General features: G+C 70.0%; 18 protein-coding genes. 8 read left to right on the top strand and 10 right to left on the bottom strand.

Features of this window, described 5'->3' with window-relative positions; genetic code table 11:
• The first annotated feature begins 16 nt into the window (after window positions 1–16).
• Entirely contained in the window at window positions 17–766 is a 750-nt protein-coding gene (locus KIP79_RS23805; RefSeq protein ID WP_214107115.1) for a DUF1707 SHOCT-like domain-containing protein, read from the top strand.
• A 111-nt stretch (window positions 767–877) separates the two neighbouring features.
• Here KIP79_RS23805 and KIP79_RS23800 read toward each other — a convergent pair whose 3' ends face one another.
• From KIP79_RS23800 to KIP79_RS50150, 5 genes are all read right to left on the bottom strand, one after another.
• Window positions 878–1,621 (bottom strand): sirohydrochlorin chelatase, encoded by a 744-nt coding sequence (locus tag KIP79_RS23800; protein WP_214107114.1) that lies wholly within the window; start codon window positions 1,619–1,621, stop codon window positions 878–880.
• Window positions 1,603–2,331, bottom strand: a complete 729-nt coding sequence (locus KIP79_RS23795) for a phosphoadenylyl-sulfate reductase (RefSeq protein ID WP_214107113.1) — start codon at window positions 2,329–2,331, stop codon at window positions 1,603–1,605. Before KIP79_RS23795 ends, KIP79_RS23800 begins: the two co-directional genes overlap by 19 nt.
• A gap of 23 nt (window positions 2,332–2,354) precedes the next feature.
• A complete protein-coding gene (locus KIP79_RS23790; protein ID WP_214107112.1) occupies window positions 2,355–2,507 on the bottom strand; it encodes a DpnI domain-containing protein in 153 nt (50 codons plus the stop codon).
• Window positions 2,504–4,186 (bottom strand): nitrite/sulfite reductase, encoded by a 1,683-nt coding sequence (locus KIP79_RS23785; RefSeq protein WP_214107111.1) that lies wholly within the window; start codon window positions 4,184–4,186, stop codon window positions 2,504–2,506. Before KIP79_RS23785 ends, KIP79_RS23790 begins: the two co-directional genes overlap by 4 nt.
• 137 nt (window positions 4,187–4,323) lie before the next feature.
• Window positions 4,324–4,407, bottom strand: a complete 84-nt coding sequence (locus KIP79_RS50150; protein WP_372453654.1) for a putative leader peptide — start codon at window positions 4,405–4,407, stop codon at window positions 4,324–4,326.
• Between the two features lie 332 nt (window positions 4,408–4,739).
• Between KIP79_RS50150 and KIP79_RS23780 the strand changes: the two genes are divergently transcribed.
• Both KIP79_RS23780 and glyA read left to right on the top strand, forming a co-directional pair.
• Window positions 4,740–5,702, top strand: coding sequence for a YihY/virulence factor BrkB family protein (locus KIP79_RS23780; RefSeq protein WP_250213711.1), 963 nt, complete (start codon window positions 4,740–4,742; stop codon window positions 5,700–5,702).
• 154 nt (window positions 5,703–5,856) lie between these two features.
• Window positions 5,857–7,119 (top strand): serine hydroxymethyltransferase, encoded by a 1,263-nt coding sequence (gene glyA / locus KIP79_RS23775; protein WP_214107110.1) that lies wholly within the window; start codon window positions 5,857–5,859, stop codon window positions 7,117–7,119.
• Between the two features lie 7 nt (window positions 7,120–7,126).
• On the opposite strand, the gene KIP79_RS23770 is transcribed toward glyA, so the two are convergent.
• Window positions 7,127–7,306 (bottom strand): hypothetical protein, encoded by a 180-nt coding sequence (locus tag KIP79_RS23770; RefSeq protein WP_214107109.1) that lies wholly within the window; start codon window positions 7,304–7,306, stop codon window positions 7,127–7,129.
• A gap of 203 nt (window positions 7,307–7,509) precedes the next feature.
• Between KIP79_RS23770 and rsgA the strand changes: the two genes are divergently transcribed.
• The 3 genes from rsgA (at window position 7,510) to KIP79_RS23755 (ending at window position 9,523) form a co-directional block, all read left to right on the top strand.
• A complete protein-coding gene (rsgA, locus tag KIP79_RS23765; protein ID WP_214107108.1) occupies window positions 7,510–8,613 on the top strand; it encodes a ribosome small subunit-dependent GTPase A in 1,104 nt (367 codons plus the stop codon).
• 17 nt (window positions 8,614–8,630) lie between these two features.
• Complete coding sequence (locus KIP79_RS23760) at window positions 8,631–9,281, top strand: phosphoribosyltransferase (RefSeq protein ID WP_214107107.1); 651 nt, start codon at window positions 8,631–8,633, stop codon at window positions 9,279–9,281.
• A gap of 89 nt (window positions 9,282–9,370) precedes the next feature.
• Window positions 9,371–9,523, top strand: a complete 153-nt coding sequence (locus tag KIP79_RS23755) for a hypothetical protein (protein ID WP_214107106.1) — start codon at window positions 9,371–9,373, stop codon at window positions 9,521–9,523.
• A 42-nt stretch (window positions 9,524–9,565) separates the two neighbouring features.
• Here KIP79_RS23755 and KIP79_RS23750 read toward each other — a convergent pair whose 3' ends face one another.
• The 3 genes from KIP79_RS23750 to KIP79_RS23740 form a co-directional block, all read right to left on the bottom strand.
• Complete coding sequence (locus tag KIP79_RS23750) at window positions 9,566–9,880, bottom strand: WhiB family transcriptional regulator (protein WP_076434697.1); 315 nt, start codon at window positions 9,878–9,880, stop codon at window positions 9,566–9,568.
• Window positions 9,881–9,994: 114 nt separating this feature from the next.
• On the bottom strand, window positions 9,995–10,909 hold the full coding sequence (locus KIP79_RS23745) for a sucrase ferredoxin (RefSeq protein WP_250213710.1): 915 nt from the start codon (window positions 10,907–10,909) through the stop codon (window positions 9,995–9,997).
• A gap of 128 nt (window positions 10,910–11,037) precedes the next feature.
• Window positions 11,038–12,546, bottom strand: coding sequence for a glycerol-3-phosphate dehydrogenase/oxidase (locus KIP79_RS23740; protein ID WP_214107105.1), 1,509 nt, complete (start codon window positions 12,544–12,546; stop codon window positions 11,038–11,040).
• Window positions 12,547–12,625: 79 nt separating this feature from the next.
• Between KIP79_RS23740 and KIP79_RS23735 the strand changes: the two genes are divergently transcribed.
• Window positions 12,626–14,191 (top strand): FAD-binding oxidoreductase, encoded by a 1,566-nt coding sequence (locus tag KIP79_RS23735; protein WP_214107104.1) that lies wholly within the window; start codon window positions 12,626–12,628, stop codon window positions 14,189–14,191.
• Window positions 14,192–14,211: 20 nt separating this feature from the next.
• Complete coding sequence (locus KIP79_RS23730) at window positions 14,212–15,729, top strand: metallophosphoesterase family protein (RefSeq protein WP_214107103.1); 1,518 nt, start codon at window positions 14,212–14,214, stop codon at window positions 15,727–15,729.
• 33 nt (window positions 15,730–15,762) lie between these two features.
• Here the strand turns inward: KIP79_RS23730 and KIP79_RS23725 are convergent, their stop codons facing one another.
• Window positions 15,763–16,533 carry a hypothetical protein gene (locus KIP79_RS23725; protein ID WP_214107102.1) on the bottom strand — a complete coding sequence of 257 codons (771 nt, stop codon included), beginning with the start codon at window positions 16,531–16,533 and terminating at the stop codon, window positions 15,763–15,765.
• Window positions 16,534–17,012 lie beyond the last annotated feature (479 nt).

Here is a 17,012-nt window from a genome sequence, read left to right as displayed (position 1 = left end):
GGTTAGATTCGAGGGTATGGACAATTCAGGCGCGATGCGCGCGTCGGACGCGGAGCGCGAGGCCGTGGTCGAGCGGTTGCGCGACGCGTCAGCCGAGGGCCGTCTGACGCTGGCCGAGCTCACCGAGCGGACCGAGGCCGCCTACCTGGCCCGGACCCAGGCCGAGCTCGCGCAGCTCACCACCGACCTCCCGAACGGTGTGAACCAGCCGGCCGCCGCCCCCTTCATCCCCGCCCCCAGGCCGTCCGGGCGTGCGCGCCGCTGGTACGTCACCGTGATGGGCAACCACAAGCGGCGCGGCAAGTGGCGCATCGACCAGGAGGTCGGCGTCGCCTGCGTGATGGGCGAGGTGCTGCTGGACCTGCGTGAGGCCGAGGTCCGGGGGAACGAGGTCGATCTTCTGATCAACTGCGTGATGGGCTCGGTGAAGATCATCGTTCCCGATGGCGTGGACGTGGAGCTCAGCGGTCTGAACGTGATGAGCGAGAAGAAGGTCAAGGTGCTGGAGGCGCCGCCCGGGCAGAACGTGCCGGTGGTCCGGATCCGGGCCAACATGGTGATGGCCGAGATCAAGGTCATCGGCGACTCCCAGGCTGAGCCCATCAAACGCGCTCTCGGCGCCTGGACCGAATGGTGGCTGGACCGCCGCCGCCAGGCCGAACGCGAACTCGGCGACCCCACCCACGGCGCCCTCCGCGACGCCCACACCGCCTGGCAGAACATCCACCGCCCCACCCAGCCCCCAACCGACCCCTCCCGCTGGTAACCCCCACCCCGGCGCAGCCGGGCCCGGACCCGGAGGTCGCAAGGGTGGGAGTGCCACGGCAATCAACCAACCCACTTCCGTGTCCCCTTTTGAGGAGGATGAGGGCTGTGCCTACGCGGGTAGCGACACCCGGTCCCGTAGCAACGCCTCGTCGTAGCGCTTGAGTACCAGTTGGATCAGTTCCGGTGCCGCGCCCAGGACTCCGGACACGGTGTGGGCTCCGGCCGCGCGGGTTTCCAGGGTTACCTTGTCGGCGAAGTAGCCCGGGGCGAGCAGGTAAGGAGCGACCACCACCCGTGGCGCGCCCGCGTGGAGTAGCCGGGTCACCGCCTCCGCGGGTGTGGGGGAGCCCGCCGAGGCGTAGGCCGTGCGGACCGCCCCCCAGGGGCGGGGCCAGGTGGCGGCCAGGCGGGCGACGGTCTGGTTGGCCTGTCTGTTGCTGGAGCCGGCCGAGACCAGGACGATCGCCGTGTCGGGGTCGCCGGGAGAGATACCGGCCTCCTGGAGGCGTCGTTCCAGGGCCGCCAGCAGGAGCGCGTCGGGACCGAGGGTGTCTCCCACGCGGACATCCAGCAGAGGCGGGGCTTCGCGTAGTGCGCCCGGGATGTCCACTCGGCTGTGGTAGGCGGCCGTGAGGAGCAGCGGAACCACCACCGCCGCCTCCAGGGGGGCCAAAGCGGCGGGCAGCGTGGGCGGAGCGTGATCCAGGTAGGCCGTGCGGACGTCGAGGTGAGGGCGCGCCAGCCGTACCCCGTCGAGCAGATCCTCCACCACGGCGGCGGCGCGCGGGTCACGGGACCCGTGGGCCACCGCCACCAGCGGAGGACCAAGAGGATTTACAGGTGAATGCCGCATTCGATCTTTCCAAGGCCCGACCAGCGGCCGGAGCGCGGATCCTCACCGGGAGCGACCTGGCGGGTGCAGGGCGCGCAGCCGATGGAGGGGTAGTTGTCGTAGTGCAGCGGATTGATCAGGATCCCGTTGTCGGCGATGTAGTTGTCCACATCCTCCTGGGTCCACGAGGCGATCGGATTCACCTTGACCATCTGCCGCTTGGCGTCCCACTCCACCACCTTGGTCCCCGCCCGGGTCGGCGACTCATCCCGCCGAATCCCGGAAACCCAGGCCAGGTACGGTTCGAGCGCCCGGTTCAACGGCTCCACCTTGCGCAGGTAGCAGCAGAGGTCGGGGTTGCGCCCATACAGCCGGGGACCGAGGTCGCGTTCCTGCTCGGCCACCGTACGGGACGGCGTCACGTTGATCACGTTGACCGGATACACGGCCTGAACCGCGTCCCGGGTGCCGATGGTCTCCACGAAGTGGTAACCGGTGTCGATGAACAACACGTCCACCCCCGGCTTGACCCGGCTGACCAGGTCGATCAGCAACGCGTCGCTCATCGAGGAGGTGAGACAGAGACGGTCCCCGAAGGTGGCCGCGGCCCAGCGGATGATCTCCCGGGCGGGCGCGTCCGCCAGGAACTCGGCGGCCGACTCGACAATGCTCTGCAGGTCGAGCACGCCGCGCTGGCGCTCAAGACCGGCCTCTATCTCCACCAAGGTCATCTCTTTACTCCTCACATCCATGGCTACGAACGCACGCCGATCCCCAGGAACTTCACCCGGAAGGCGCGGGCGCAGGACCGGCAGTACCAGCCGTACGCCTCCTCGTCGGTGACATAGGGCTCCAGGTCCTCGTCACCGCAGTACGGGCAGTAGAAGGGGACGGCGCGCTCGCTCACTTGAGGTCGCTCTCGTCGGCCCGCTGGACCCATTCGGCGAAGGTCTCGCCGTCGTTCTTCTGCTTGCCGAAGTTGCGCGCGACCCGCTCCACGTAGTCCGGCAGTTCCTCGGCGGTGGCCTTCAGGCCGCGCACCTTCCGCCCGAAGCCGGGGTTGGTGCCGAGCGAGCCGCCCAGGTGGATCTGGAAGCCCTCCACCTGCTCGCCCCGGTCGTTGACCACCAGCTGGCCCTTCAGCCCGATGTCGGCCACCTGGATACGGGCGCAGGAGTTGGGGCAGCCGTTGACGTTGATGGTCAGCGGGTCGCGGAAGTCGGGCAGCCGGTTCTCCAGCTCGTGGATGAGCGTGGTGGCGGTGGCCTTGGTCTCCACGATGGCGAGCTTGCAGTACTCGATGCCGGTGCAGGCCATCGTCTGGCGGCGGAAGGTGGACGGGTTGACCTGGAGGTCGGCCGCCTCCAGCTCGGCCACCACGGCGTCCACCTGGTCGGGGGCGATGTCCAGGATGACCATCTTCTGCTCGACCGTGGTGCGGACCCGGTCGGACCCGTGCCGCTCGGCGATGTCGGCGATGGTGTGCAGGAGGTCCCCGTTCACCCGGCCGACCTTGGGCGCGAACCCGACGTAGAAGTTGCCGTCGCGCTGCGGGTGCACGCCCACGTGGTCGCGCCGCCCGCCGCGCGGCGCCTCCGGAGCGGGGCCGTCGGGCAGCTGGTAGCCGAGGTACTTCTCCTCCAGGACCTGCCGGAACTTCTCCGGCCCCCAGTCGTTCATCAGGAACTTGATCCGGGCCCGGTGGCGGAGCCGGCGGTAGCCGTAGTCGCGGAAGATGCCGACCACGCCGCCGTACACGTCGGCCACCTGGTCGGGCCGGACGAACACGCCCAGCCGCTTGCCGATCATCGGGTTGGTGGACAGGCCGCCGCCCACCCAGGCGTCGAAGCCGCGCTCCCCGGCCTCGTTGACCACTCCGACGAAGGCCACGTCGTTGATCTCGTGCACGGTGCAGTGCGCCGGGCAGCCGCTCACCGCCGACTTGAACTTGCGGGGCAGGTTGGAGAACGCCTTGTCGCCGATGAACCGCTGGTAGAGCTCGGCGATCTGCTCGGTGCCGTCGATCACCTCGTCCACGTCCACCCCGGCCAGCGGGCAGCCCAGGATGACCCGGGGGGTGTCGCCGCAGGCCTCGGTGGTGGACAGGCCGACCGCCTCCAGCCGCTCCCAGATCTCCGGGACCGACTCCACCTCCACCCAGTGCAGCTGCACGTTCTGGCGGTCGGTGATGTCGGCGGTGCCCCGGCCGAACTCGTTGGAGATGTCGGCGATGACCCGCAGCTGGCGCAGGTCCAGCTGACCGCCGTCGATCCGGATGCGGAGCATGAAGTAGCGGTCGTCCAGCTCCTCCGGCTCCAGGATCGCCGTCTTGCCGCCGTCGATGCCGGGCTTGCGCTGGGTGTAGAGCCCGTACCAGCGCATCCGGCCGCGCAGGTCGGCCGGGTCGATGGAGTCGAAGCCCTGCTTGGAGTAGATGTCGATGATCCGCTGACGGACGTTCAGCCCGTCATCGTTCTTCTTGTTCTCCTCGTTCTTGTTCAGCGGCTCCCGGTAGCCGAGGGCCCACTGGCCTTCGCCGCGCGGGCGCTTGTGATGCCGGGAGGCAGGGCGGGCCGGGGTGCTCATGAGCTGGTCCTTAATCGAGGCTCGCTGGGTCGGGCGGGCACCGCACAGGCTTCCTCCCGCCTCGCCGTCGAGTGCGGGGGCATGAAAAAAGACGCCTGTTGGAGCGCCCAGTCAGAGAAGAAAGGGAAGGGCGACGGTCAACGGGCGTCAGTACAGATCGCGCTACGAACACGGAGAAGGTCGACGTGGCGTCGCACGACGAGCATCGGGTCCGCAGGCATGCCTAGACGATACCTCCAGCATCACGAATGTTCCAATTGCCGTCCAGAGTGTGAAACGACACACTCGCGGCCGGTCTGGGTGAGTCCGGGGTCGATCACCCGCAGGGCCGACGATCCAGGATTTACCAGAACTTGGTGATCGGTCTCCTTCCCCGGCCGGGTCGTACCTCGGCGGACGGCACGAGCAGCCGTAAGAGGGGGAAATGATGCCCTGACGGGGGCGGAACCGTATTCTGGTCAGCGATGTTCCGTACTATTCGCCGTCGCGGCGGGTAGTCCGTGGTTGACCACCGGGGTCCTGCGTACAGGATCCCCGAATACGGTTGGGTGCCATGACGTCCACGGACGCGCCGTCGCGCGGCCCGCACCATCAGGCGGGCCACAAGTCGCGACTCGGCATGGCCCGCGCCCGGGCGAGCATGAGCAGGCTGGCCGGGACCGGGTTCTGGTCGCTGGTCAAGGCGACCACTCTGGCGGGGGTGAACTACCGGGTCACGGGCCTGGCCGGGGAGGCCGCCTTCTTCGCGCTGCTCTCCCTGCCGCCGTTCGCGCTCGGGCTGCTCGGCGTGCTCGGCCACCTGAGTGGCCTGCTCGGCGCGGACACCATCGTGGCCATCCGGCAGTCGGTGATCGAGCACGCCGACCTGCTGTTCAGCGCCGACGCCATGAAGAGCGTGGTGGAGCCGCTGCTCAGCGACGTGCTGGACGGGGGAGAGGTGTCGCTGATCTCGGTCGGCTTCCTGCTCTCGCTCTGGTCCGGCTCGCGGGCGCTGTTCGTGTACGTGGACCTGATCTCCATCGCGTACGGGCTGGGCGAGACCCGGGGCATCATCCGCACCCGGCTCATGTCCTTCGGCCTCTACCTGGCTGCCCTGCTGATCGGCCTGGTGGTGATGCCCATCCTGGTGATCGGCCCGACCCTGCTGGCCAACGCGCTGCCCGGGTACGAGTCCGTGGTCGAGGTGTTCTACTGGCCGGTCGTGATCGTCGGCTCCGTGCTCATGCTGACCATGCTCTACCACGTGAGCGTGCCGATGCGGACCCGCTGGTGGCGGGAGGTCCCCGGGGCGGTGCTCGCGCTGATCATCTGGATCGGCTGCGCCGCCGTGCTCCGCGCGGTGCTGGCCGCCTGGTTCCAGCCGCTGTCCATCTACGGTTCGCTGGCCGCGCCCATCGCGGTGCTGCTCTGGCTGTACATCACCGCCCTCGCGGTGCTCATCGGAGCCACCCTCAACGCGGAGGTGGACCGGCTCTGGCCGCTGGCCGGAACGGGCGGCCGCGTTCCCGCCGAGTAGGAGTCACCGCTCCGATAGGGTGGGCTAGGTCGCGACTGGCGCTGGCGTCGCCCTGCGGGCGTGTCGCAAGGTGGGGCACCACCGGGGAGCGAACCTGCGGAGGCCGTGCGCCTGGGTCGCCGCGGCTGTCAACGTGGACATTAGGGAAGGCGCCATGGCTGATAACGCGCTGCACGTCGTCGATCCGGAGATCGCCGACCTGATCAAGGCGGAGGAGCGGCGGCAGGCCGACACCGTCAAACTGATCGCTTCGGAGAACTACGTCTCCAAGGCCGTGCTGGCGGCCACCGGAACGGTCCTCACCAACAAGTACTCCGAGGGTTACCCCGGCAAGCGGTACTACGAGGGCCAGCAGGTCATCGACCAGATCGAGACGCTGGCCATCGAGCGGGCCAAGGCCGTGTTCGGCGTCAACCACGCCAACGTCCAGCCGTACTCGGGCTCGCCCGCCAACCTGGCCATCTACCTGGCCTTCCTGCAGCCGGGCGAGACCGTCATGGGCATGGGCCTGCCGTTCGGCGGCCACCTCACCCACGGCTGGTCGGTCTCCGCCACCGGCAAGTGGTTCAACCCCGTCCGGTACGGCGTGCGCAAGGACACCGGCCGGGTCGACATGGACGAGGTGCGCGAGCTCGCCCTCCGCGAGCGCCCCAAGGTGATCTTCTGCGGCGGCACCGCCATCCCGCGCATCATCGACTTCCCGGCCTTCGCCGAGATCGCCAAGGAGGTCGGCGCCGTGCTGGCCGCCGACATCGCGCACATCGCGGGCCTGGTCGCCGGCGGCGCCCACCCCTCCCCGGTCGGGTACGCGGACGTCATCTCCACCACCACCCACAAGACGCTGCGCGGCCCCCGGGGCGCCATGCTGATGGCCACCTCCGACGAGCACGCCGCCGCGATCAACAAGGCCGTCTTCCCCGGCCTGCAGGGCGGCCCGCACAACCACACCACCGCCGCCATCGCGGTGGCGCTGCGCGAGGCCGGCACCGAGGCGTTCCGCGACTACGCCCGCCAGGTGGTGCTCAACGCCAAGGCCCTCGCCGAGGAGCTGATCAGCCGCGGCTTCGACCTGGTCTCCGGCGGCACCGACAACCACCTGATCCTGATGGACCTGACCCCCAAGGGCGTCGGCGGCAAGCCGGCCGCCCAGGCCCTGGACAAGGCCGGTCTGGAGACCAACTACAACACGGTCCCGTTCGACACCCGCAAGCCGTTCGACCCGTCCGGCATCCGGATCGGCACCGCCGGGGTCACCAGCCGGGGCATGGGCGTGGCCGAGATGCGGCAGATCGGCGCCTGGATCGACCAGGTGGTCTCCGCCCTCGCCAAGGACGAGGAGGAGGCCAAGCACGTCATCCTCCGGGTGCACGGCGAGGTCCGCGAACTCACCAAGCACTTCCCGGCCCCCGGCCTCTAGCCCTGCCTCAGAACGGCAGCGCCCGGCGGAGCACGCCCAGCGTGGAGCCGAGGGTGCGCGGCGGCCGGGTGACCAGGGTGTCGCGGCGGAGCAGCCGGGCGAAGTCCACGGTGACCGGATCCGGGCGGGGGAACCTCACCCTCGCCCGGCCCATCACCTGGATGGGGCCTTCTCTCGTGATGATCACACAAGGTTACTCTGGCGACGCGGAAAGTTATGTGTTTGCCGGGGTGACAGGTCCGTCTGTATGGTGCGGGACAGCGGCTGCCGGAGGGCGGCCCTGGGAGTGAGGAGGTGAGGACTATGCGGGTCTTTCTGACGTGCCTGCCGTCCGTCAACCTCCGGGTGCGCCTCTGAGTCGAGGCCCCGGCTTCCGAAGGGTTTCCTCCATTGTTCTCGCCAGAGCTCTCTGGTTCTATTGATCTTTCCCTGCTCGGCTGGTACGACGCCGAGCTGCCCGACGGCGCCGTCCCGGCCCGGGTCTCCCGGGTGGACCGGGGCACCGCCGAGGTGCTCGCCGCGGACGGGCGGCACTCCGCCAGGTACGGCGCCTCACTCCGGCGGGCGACCGCCGACGACCCGGTGGCACTGCCCTGCGTGGGCGACTGGGTGGCCCTGCGGTGGCTGCCGGAAGGCCGGTACGAGGTGGCCGAGGTGCTGCCCCGGACGTCGGCCTTCGTCCGGGGCGGCGTCGGCCGCCTCTCCCGGGCGGGCCTGTCCGGGGACGGCCAGGGCCACGTGCTGGCCGCCAACGTGGACGTGGTCTTCGTGGCCGAGCCGTCCATGCACGCCACCGACTTCGCCGATCTCGGCCGGATCGAGCGCATGGTCGCGCTCGCCTGGGAGAGCGGCGGCACCCCCGTGGTGCTCATCACCAAGGCCGACCTGTTCGACCAGGGCCTGGACGACCTGCTGGCCGAGGTGGCCGGGGCCGCCCCCGGCGTGGACGTGCACGCCGTCTCCGCGCTGGCCGGGGACGGGGTGGACGTGGTCCGCGGCTACCTGGCGGGCCGGAAGACCGCCGTCGTGCTCGGCCCGTCCGGCGCCGGCAAGTCCACCCTGGTGAACGCCCTGGCGGGAGACGGGGTGATGGAGACCCAGCAGGTCCGGGCCGGCGACGGCCGGGGCAGGCACACCACCGTGCACCGGGAGCTCATCCCGCTGCCCGGCGGCGGCCTCATCATCGACACCCCCGGCATCCGCCGGGTCGGCCTGTACGACATGAGCGACGGCGTGGACCTGGTCTTCGCCGACATCGAGGAGCTGGCCAAGGAGTGCAGGTTCGCCGACTGCTCGCACACCACCGAGCCCGGCTGCGCCGTGGTGGCCGCCGTGGACCGGGGCGAGCTGCCGGAACGCCGCCTGGAGAGCTGGTTCAAGCTCCAGCGTGAGGCAGCGTGGATGGCCCGCCGTTCCGACGCCCGGCTCCGCGCCGAGGAGACCCGGAAATGGAAGATCATCCATAAGGCCCAGCGGGGTCGTAATCGCCCATAACGGGTAGGGCCTAGGTCGTGAGGGTACGGCTGCCATTCGCGGACCGGGCCGAGGCGGGCGAACTGCTCGCCGAGGCCCTGTCCGACCTGGACCTGGCCGATCCCGTGCTGCTCGCGCTGCCCCGGGGCGGCCTGCCGGTGGCCGCCCCGGCCGCGCGGCGTCTCGGCGTCCCGATGGAGGTGCTGGTCACCCGGAAGATCGGCCATCCGGCCCAGCCGGAGCTGGGCATGGGCGCGATCGCCGAGGGCGGGGAGCCGGTGTTCGACCGGCACATGATGGCACAACTCGACCTCACCGAGGAGGACCTGGCGCCCACCGTGGCCGCCGAGCGGGCGGAGCTGGCCCGCCGGGTGGCCGTCTACCGGGGCGATCGGCCGCTGCCGTCGCTGGCCGGGCGGGACGTGGTCGTCGTGGACGACGGACTGGCCACCGGTGGCACCGCGCGGGCCGCGCTGCGTGCCGTACGGGCGAAGGGCCCCGGTTCGCTCACCCTGGCGGTGCCGGTGGCGGCGCGGCAGACGCTGGCGGCGCTGCGGGGCGAGGCCGACCGGCTGGTGGCGCTGGCCGCGCCCGCCGATTTCGGCGCGGTGGGGCAGTTCTACGCCCGCTTCGAGCAGCTGACCGACGCGGATGTCCTGGATGAGCTGCGCAAACTGGGCGCGCCTTAACGTTCCGTAGCGGAAAGTCGCCTATGGTGACTTCGTGGACGCTTCGCAGGTGGCGCGCTGCGGCGAGTGGTGGAGTCGCGGCGTGGAACATGACGAAAACCGCGGCCACCGTCACGACGCCGGGCGTCATGACGTGGGTCGCGGTGATCTTCCTTCCCCTGGCGATGATCTACCAGGAATGGACCTGCCGGGTGTTCCGCCGCCGGAGAATCGGCGTACGGAACACCCGGCCGGGCCACTGAGCGGGAAAACGTGGCGGGGAGGTGGAAAAAGACCCGGGGGTTCTAGGCGACGGCACTGATGCCGGCGCTCGCGGCGCGCCGCATGCGACGACGGCGCTCGGAGGCGCGCTCGTCCTCGTTGAGGCCGCCCCACGTGCCGTACTTCTCGGGCCGGGACAGGGCGTAGTCGAGACACTCGGCGCGGACGGGGCACTGGGCGCAGATGGCCTTGGCCTTGCGCTCGCGGATGTCACGCTCCGGCTGACGCTCTCCGTCGGGGCCGAAGAACAGCACAAGGTCCTCTCCCCGGCACGCGGCATCATCCTGCCAACCCCAACTGGGGCGGGGGCGGGCGAGCTGCCGACGTACCTGAGACATGAGAAACCACCTTTGGTGAGAGGTATTTCAGAGTTTGTGCCGCATTGGACGCTTATGGTGTCCTTGCTTCCAACGCAAGACCTAGCCGTGGTGTTCCCGGCTTCTTGCGAAGCCTCAGGTCAAGGCCGGAGTGAGCAGGCTCAGCTCGGCCAACCTGTAGGTCGAGATCTCTTCGGCGCAGGCGATACCGCACGGTGCCGCGAACACCGCAGGCTCGACCACTACCCGAAATCGCGACGATCCACCGGGAACATTGCACTTAACAATGCACACCGTGGTGTCGCCATCCGACCGGGAGGATTCCACGGCCACAGCGCTGACCGAGAGCTCGCCCGTATGGGACCGGACAAAATGCTCCGCGGCTTGCGATGGCTCAGGGATACCCGCGCGCCCCCGGTAACGGTCGAGGACGACCTCGCCATGCCGGTACGCGTTTGCCGCCGCGATCGCAGCAGCCTGAGACATGCTGCCGTAGTAAAGCCCGTGTGGCAAGCACACGAGGTTGGCGGCGTATCGATCGCCGCCAACATGTGTGGTTTCCCACACCTCGCCGGGCAGTTGCTCGTCGAGAAATCTCGCGAGCGGCAGTCCAATGCGGGCACAGCACGCGTTGCGCTTGGCGTGCGTGCAGACCAGAAATACCGGCGCACTGACAAGTATGCAGGACTCCGGAACCACTCCGTGCACGAGTGCTTCCAGGTCAAGATCGTTGGGATCGGTGAAAGAGCCCTCGGCCAGCCAGGGCTCCGGGCCCGTGGAGGACCCCACGAAAACGTGCAGCGGGCCGGAATCCCCGGCGCGTCGGCCGGTGCGCCGGATCAGCTGGGGGCGCACGCCGAGCGCGGTGGCCCGGTCGATCAGCGCCCGCGTCTTGACCGGCAGTTTGCATTCGTCCAGGTACGCGGCCCAGGGTCCGGAGTGCTCGATGAGCAGCCAGAAGCGGGCGCCGACGGTGGCGCTCGCGTAGATGGGCGCCGCGCCGGTGTGGAGCCCGGCGGGGTGGTCGCACCCATTGGCCTTGCCCATCATTACCGGTTCGCCCCCCGAAGTTCCGTGTTGCAGATTAGGTAATCCTAACCTTAGCGCCAGAGAGCATGCGCGGCGGATGGCGAATTCTTGCCACCGAGCCCCGCCATCTGCTAGTCATCCCGGGCCAGTCACTCCGACGCCAGCCGGAGCACCGCCTCGGCCGCCGGGCGGGCCGCCTCCCGGTCCTCCGGGATCAGGCCGATCCGGGTTCGCCGGTCCAGCAGGTCGTCGGCGGTGAGGGCGCCCTCGTGCCGGACCGACCAGAGCAGCTCGGCTCTGGTGGTGGGCTGCCCCGCCAGCACCGGCGCCGCCAGGGCGGGGTCGCGGGCGGCCAGTTCCTCGACGGCCGCCGCCTCCGAGCCGTACCGGCGGATCAGGCGGGGCGGCGCGCCGTCCCCGGACCGGGCCGCGCCGACCAGCGGCAGCCGGGCGGTGCGGCTGCGCGGCGCGTGCGGGACCGCCGCGTCGATGGCGTCCTCGGCCATGCGCCGGTAGGTGGTGAGCTTGCCGCCGACCACGGTCACCACGCCGCCGGGGGAGCGGATGACCGCGTGCCGCCGGGACAGGTCCCCGCTGCTGCCTCCCTTGCCCGCCAGAAGGGGCCTCAGGCCCGCGTACGCGCCCGCGACCAGGTTCCTGGGTATCGGAGATGCCAGAACGGTGCTCAGGACCTCCAGGAGGAAGCTGACGTCGCTTTCCGGGACTTCGGGGATGTCCGGCACCGGGCCGTCGATCGGCTCGTCCGTGAGGCCCACGTGGACGCTGCCATCCAGTTGCGGGAGAACCAGGGCGAAACGATTGCTCTCCCCCGGAATCGGCACGTGCAGCCCCGCCCGCAGCGGGCCGAGCGCCCCCGGCCGGAGCACCAGGTGCGTGCCGCGCGAGGGGCGCAGCTCGATACCGGGCGCCAGCTGCCCGGCCCACACCCCGGTGGCGTTGACCACCGCCCGGGCCCGGATGGTGAACTCCTCGCCGGTGAGCTCGTCCCGCACGTCGGCGCCGTCACCGCGCAGGGCCAGCACGCGGCACCGGGTGAGGATCGCGGCGCCCTGCCCGGCGGCGGTCCTGGCGATGGCCACCACCAGCCGGGCGTCGTCCGCGACCCGGCCGTCCCAGGACAGCAGCGCGCCGCGCAGCCCGTCCGGGGCCAGAGCGGGGACCAGGTCCAGCGCCCGCCCAGGGGCGACCCGCACGGGACCCGGCAGCAGCCGCCTGGGCGTGCCCGCGGCGGTGCGGAGCAGGTCGCCGAGCCGGTAACCGGTCATCACCAGCCGGGCCCTGGCGCGGGAGACCGCCGGGGTCAGCGGCAGCAGATACGGGTGGGCCTGCACCAGATGCGGCGCCGTGTGCCGGAGCAGCACCCCCCGCTCGGCCGCGCTCTCCCTGGCCACCCCGACCTGGCCCCTGGCCAGATAGCGCAGGCCGCCGTGAATCAGCTTGGAGCTCCACCGCGAGGTGCCGAAAGCCAGGTCGTGGGCGTCCACGGCGGCCGTGGACAGCCCACGGGAGGCGGCGTCGAGCGCGGCCCCGGCCCCCGTCGCGCCCAGGCCGACGACCAGCACGTCCAGCACCTGGCGTTGCACCCGCTGGATCTCACGGGCGCGACGGGTGGCATTGAGGGAGGACTTCATGAACATCCCGAGGGCCGGCGGACTACCCTTGGGTAACCTAACCGAAAGGCCGGACGTGGAAACTCCCAGTAGCGCCGCAGAAGCCATGCTTTGGTCGGGTTGGGGAGACCCGGGCAAAGCCCAGGAGCTGCCCCCCTCCGTGGGCAAGCTCCTGCGCGACCTGCTGGGCGTGACCGAACCCGAGACCCCGGCCGCCAGCTTCGGCGAGGTACGGCTGCCGCTGTCGGCGCTGCCCGCGCCGGTGATGACCCGGTTGAGCACCCTGGTCGGCGACGAGCACGTGCGCTGCGACGAGGACGCCAGGATCCGCCACACCCGCGGCAAGTCCACCCCCGACCTGCTCCGCATGCGGGCCGGCGACGGCGACGACGCGCCGGACGCGGTGGTGTTACCCGGTTCGCACCGCGAGATCCTGGACCTGCTCAAGCTCTGCACGGAGCATCGGGTGGCGGTGGTGCCGTTCGGTGGCGGCACCTCGGTGGTCGGCGGCCTGGTCGCCTCCCGGGACGAGTACGCCGCGGTGATCGCCCTGGACCTGGCCCGGCTCAACCGGGTGATCTCCATCGACAAGGTGTCCATGATCGCCGAGCTGGAGCCGGGCCTGCGCGCCCCCCAGGCCGAGCAGATCCTGGCCCGGCACGGTCTCACCCTCGGCCACTTCCCGCAGTCCTACGAGTACGCCACCGTGGGCGGCTTCGCCGCCACCCGCTCCTCGGGCCAGGCCAGCGCCGGGTACGGCCGGTTCGACGACATGGTGGTCGGGCTCACCGTGGCCACCCCGCGCGGCACCCTGGAACTCGGCCGGGCCCCCAAATCGGCGGCCGGGCCCGACCTGCGCCAGCTCATCCTCGGCTCGGAGGGCGCGTTCGGCGTGATCACCTCCCTCCAGCTCCGGGTCCGCGCCATCCCCGCCACCCGCCTCTACGAGGGGTGGCGCTTCCCCTCGTTCAAGGCCGGGCAGGCCGCCATGCGCAGGATCGCCCAGGAGGGCCCGCTGCCCACCGTGCTCCGCCTCTCCGACGAGACCGAGAGCATGATCGGGCTGGCCCGCCCCGCCGAGCTCGGCACCCTGGCCGAGGCCGGCTGCCTCATGATCACCGGCTTCGAGGGGGCCGAGGAGGACGTCGCACACCGCCGGGAGGCCGTGGCCGCGCTGCTGTCGGAGCTCGGCGGCGTCTACCGGGGCACCGAGCCGGGCGAGCGCTGGCACGAGGGCCGGTTCGCGGCGCCGTACCTGCGGGACGCGCTGCTGAGTGCCGGGGCCACCGTGGAGACCCTGGAGACCGCCGGGTTCTGGGCCGACCTGCCCCGGCTCTACGACGCGGTGGGGCTGGCGCTGCGGGCCACCCTGGACGAGCCCCTGGTGATGTGCCACGTCTCGCACGTGTACGCCACCGGGGCCTCGCTCTACTTCACCGTGGTGAGCGCGCAGGAGGAGGATCCGGTCGCCCAGTGGGAACGCGCCAAACGGGCGGTCAACAAGGCCATCGTGCTCAGCGGGGGGACCATCTCCCATCACCACGGGGTCGGGCGGGACCACCGGGTCGCGTACGCCGCCGAGATCGGGGACCTCGGGGTGGAGATCCTGCGGGCGGTGAAAGGGCGACTCGATCCGTACGGGATTCTCAACCCGGGTGTCCTGATCCCCTAGAAACCGCCAAGATTGTTTCCATGGGTGAGGTGGAAATCGCGGCGGCGAAAGGGAAACGGGGCTCGTCCCGGGTGTCCGAGGAGGGCGCGGGGTGGGCCTGTCAGGAGATCGGCACCTTTCAGTCGCTCCGTCCGAACAAGGACACGTTCACCTGGCTCAATCCGCGGACCCTCTGGCGGTCCAGGAACGAGATCCTGGCCGGGCTGTTCGGCGATCCGTCCGACGAGGTACGGCGCCGCTGGGTGGCCGCGCGGCGGGAGGCCGGGGTGGATCCCGACTTCCGGATCGTCCGGGAGACCGCCCGGAACTTCTCCTTCCTGGTCATCGGGGACACCGGGGAGGGCGACGCCTCCCAGTACGCGGTGGTGCCCGGCCTGCTCAAACTGGGCGAGCGCACCGACTTCACCGTCATCGCCAGCGACGTGATCTACCCGACCGGGGCGGCGGCCGACTACCGGGACAAGTTCTTCCGGCCGTTCAAGGACTACGACGCGCCGATCTACGCCATTCCCGGTAACCACGACTGGTACGACGGGCTCGGCGGGTTCATGCGGGTGTTCTGCGGGGCCAAGCCGCTGGCGGTGGAGCGGGAGGGCTTCCGGCTCTCGCCCGCCGGGTTGCGGGGGCTGCTCTGGAAGAAGCCCGAGCGGATCGACGAGGACGCGCTGGCGGAGGACTGGAAGCTGCGCGGGCGGCCCTCCCAGCAGGCGGTCCAGCCGGCGCCGTACTGGGTGCTGGATCTCGGGCGGCTGCTGGTGGTGGGGATCGACACCGGGATCCGGGGGGATCTGGACCGGGAGCAGGGGGAGTGGCTGCGGCACGTGTCCGCCGACCCTCGGCCGAAGGTCCTTGTCACCGGCAAGCCCATCTACGTCCGGGACGACTACAAGCCCGGCCCGATCGAGGGCGGCGGCACGGTGGACGACATCGTGCGGGCCCCCGAGCACAACTACCTGGCCGCGATCGGCGGCGACGTGCACAACTACCAGCGTTTCCCGGTTCAGGTCGGCGATCGGGTCATCCAGTACGTGGTCGCGGGCGGGGGTGGCGCCTTCATGCACGCCACCCACACCATCCCGCGGATCACCCGGATCGCCGAGGACGACTTCCGCTGCTACCCCCTGCGCGGCGACTCGCTGTCCTTCTACAGCCTTCTCTACAGCCGCCGCCTCCGCATGAAGTGGCTCTACCTCACTCCCGCCGAGGGACTGGCCCTGATGTCCGCCCGCATCGGCAACACGCCCCCGCGCGACCTCGGCCAGCAGGTCCCCATCACCCGCCGGATGAAATGGGCGGCCCGCCTGTTAGGCGGCTGGCCCATGCCCTTCCGCCTCCCCGTCGACCGCATCTTCCACCGCTACATCTCCGAACTCTCCGACTGGGACACCCCACCCTTCTTCAAGAGCTTCCTCCACCTGTCCGTCCAGGACGACGAACTCCGCATCCGCTGCTTCGCCGCCACCGGCTGCCTGGCCCAGGAGATCGACCCGCCCCTGGAGGACGAGGTGATCATCCCGTTGGGTTCCGCGAAAGGTTGATGGCGCGTTCGACCATCGGGGTGGTGCCGGTGTTCAGCGCACGTGCCCGCTGCGTACGCCGGGATATTCGAAGTCGAAGATCGTGTGGTTCACCTGGAGTCCGTCGACGGCGCCGGCGAAGGGGGTGTCTCTGCCTTTGGCGATTGCCAGGCTCTGGCTGATGACCGCGTTGGGCAGCCGGGTTTTGAGTTCGGCGAACGAGCATGGCGTCACCTGGGTGCAGCCGATCGTCGGGCCTGTGGTGCCGGTGGCGAACCACTTGCTTCCGGTGGCGCCGGCGTCGTATTGCTGCCAGACCTTGGGGGCGGGTGTCGTGGGGGTGGACGGGGCGGTGGAGGTGTCGGGCACGTAGACGAGGCTGGTGTAGTCGGCCGTGCCCACGTTCGGATCGACCTCGATGGCGATGTTCGGCAGGGTGATGCCGGCCAGGGAGTCGACTCCCGCGAAGATCCAGTATTTCAGGGTGTGGATGGCGGAGAGCCGGGTGTCGGCGAAGATCGTCTCGTTGCCGAAGGCGATTTTTTCGGCTGAGGAGCCGACGATGATGCCCAGACTGCCCCTGCCGTAGGGGGGTGGCTGCGTGGCGGCGAAAGTCGGGGACGGGCGCCCGTAAGGGCCGTTGCGCAGGACGGCGTTCGGTCCGCCAATGGTGTTGCGGTAGATGATGCCCCACGTCGAGTTGCCGAAGTGGGACGACCCGGTCGCAGTGCTGTTGGTGTTCTGCGTGTGGGTTGTCCTTGCTTGGCCGCAGGCTCCGGCGCCGCACGGTACTGTCGCGGTTCGTGCGCTGGCCGGCGTGGCCATGTTCGCGATCAGAACTCCTGCGCCTACGAGAGCCAGGCCGGTCGTCGACCATGTCGGCAGCTTCCAATTTTGCACGATACTCCCCTTGGGAAAAAGAAATCGCGACCCGCCCCGATCATTCGGGAGTGCAGGAGCAAATCGGATATCGCAACTTTTGGTCCGATGCGGGTCGCGGACCAGGTCATATCCGGAAGGTGGGCAGCTAATCGAGGCCGATTGCCGATTTTGTTATGACCTTACTCGGCGCGAAATCCACTTCATTCCGTTTGGTCGACTATAAGTGACAAAAGGCGACAGAATGGAAATGGAGTTCTTGTCGGAAAGGACGCTAGACCATGGTCGGGAGTGGCCCCAGGGCCGGGTTGCACAGGTAGCGCCTGACACCCTGGAGGGGTGGTTGCCGCGGTTCTCCCACCCGCCCGCCCCCTCTGTTAGCGTGAGGTCCCACCCACCCATTTGTGACCTTCGGTCGGTTCTGG

The organism is Acrocarpospora catenulata (assembly GCF_018476525.1).
GTDB lineage: Bacteria > Actinomycetota > Actinomycetes > Streptosporangiales > Streptosporangiaceae > Acrocarpospora > Acrocarpospora catenulata.
The sequence above is the reverse complement of the archived record's forward strand: the minus strand, read 5'-3'. Positions and strand labels throughout refer to the sequence as shown.

What these genes read in the sequence shown, in the direction of transcription:
- KIP79_RS23805 (WP_214107115.1), top strand. Translation starts at nt 17, where the DNA reads ATGGACAATTCAGGCGCGATGCGCGCGTCGGACGCGGAGCGCGAGGCC.
- KIP79_RS23800 (WP_214107114.1), bottom strand. Translation starts at nt 1,621, where the DNA reads ATGCGGCATTCACCTGTAAATCCTCTTGGTCCTCCGCTGGTGGCGGTG.
- KIP79_RS23795 (WP_214107113.1), bottom strand. Translation starts at nt 2,331, where the DNA reads ATGACCTTGGTGGAGATAGAGGCCGGTCTTGAGCGCCAGCGCGGCGTG.
- KIP79_RS23785 (WP_214107111.1), bottom strand. Translation starts at nt 4,186, where the DNA reads ATGAGCACCCCGGCCCGCCCTGCCTCCCGGCATCACAAGCGCCCGCGC.
- KIP79_RS50150 (WP_372453654.1), bottom strand. Translation starts at nt 4,407, where the DNA reads ATGCCTGCGGACCCGATGCTCGTCGTGCGACGCCACGTCGACCTTCTC.
- KIP79_RS23780 (WP_250213711.1), top strand. Translation starts at nt 4,740, where the DNA reads ATGACGTCCACGGACGCGCCGTCGCGCGGCCCGCACCATCAGGCGGGC.
- glyA (WP_214107110.1), top strand. Translation starts at nt 5,857, where the DNA reads ATGGCTGATAACGCGCTGCACGTCGTCGATCCGGAGATCGCCGACCTG.
- KIP79_RS23755 (WP_214107106.1), top strand. Translation starts at nt 9,371, where the DNA reads ATGACGAAAACCGCGGCCACCGTCACGACGCCGGGCGTCATGACGTGG.
- KIP79_RS23750 (WP_076434697.1), bottom strand. Translation starts at nt 9,880, where the DNA reads ATGTCTCAGGTACGTCGGCAGCTCGCCCGCCCCCGCCCCAGTTGGGGT.
- KIP79_RS23745 (WP_250213710.1), bottom strand. Translation starts at nt 10,909, where the DNA reads ATGATGGGCAAGGCCAATGGGTGCGACCACCCCGCCGGGCTCCACACC.
- KIP79_RS23740 (WP_214107105.1), bottom strand. Translation starts at nt 12,546, where the DNA reads ATGTTCATGAAGTCCTCCCTCAATGCCACCCGTCGCGCCCGTGAGATC.
- KIP79_RS23735 (WP_214107104.1), top strand. Translation starts at nt 12,626, where the DNA reads ATGCTTTGGTCGGGTTGGGGAGACCCGGGCAAAGCCCAGGAGCTGCCC.
- KIP79_RS23730 (WP_214107103.1), top strand. Translation starts at nt 14,212, where the DNA reads ATGGGTGAGGTGGAAATCGCGGCGGCGAAAGGGAAACGGGGCTCGTCC.
- KIP79_RS23725 (WP_214107102.1), bottom strand. Translation starts at nt 16,533, where the DNA reads ATGGCCACGCCGGCCAGCGCACGAACCGCGACAGTACCGTGCGGCGCC.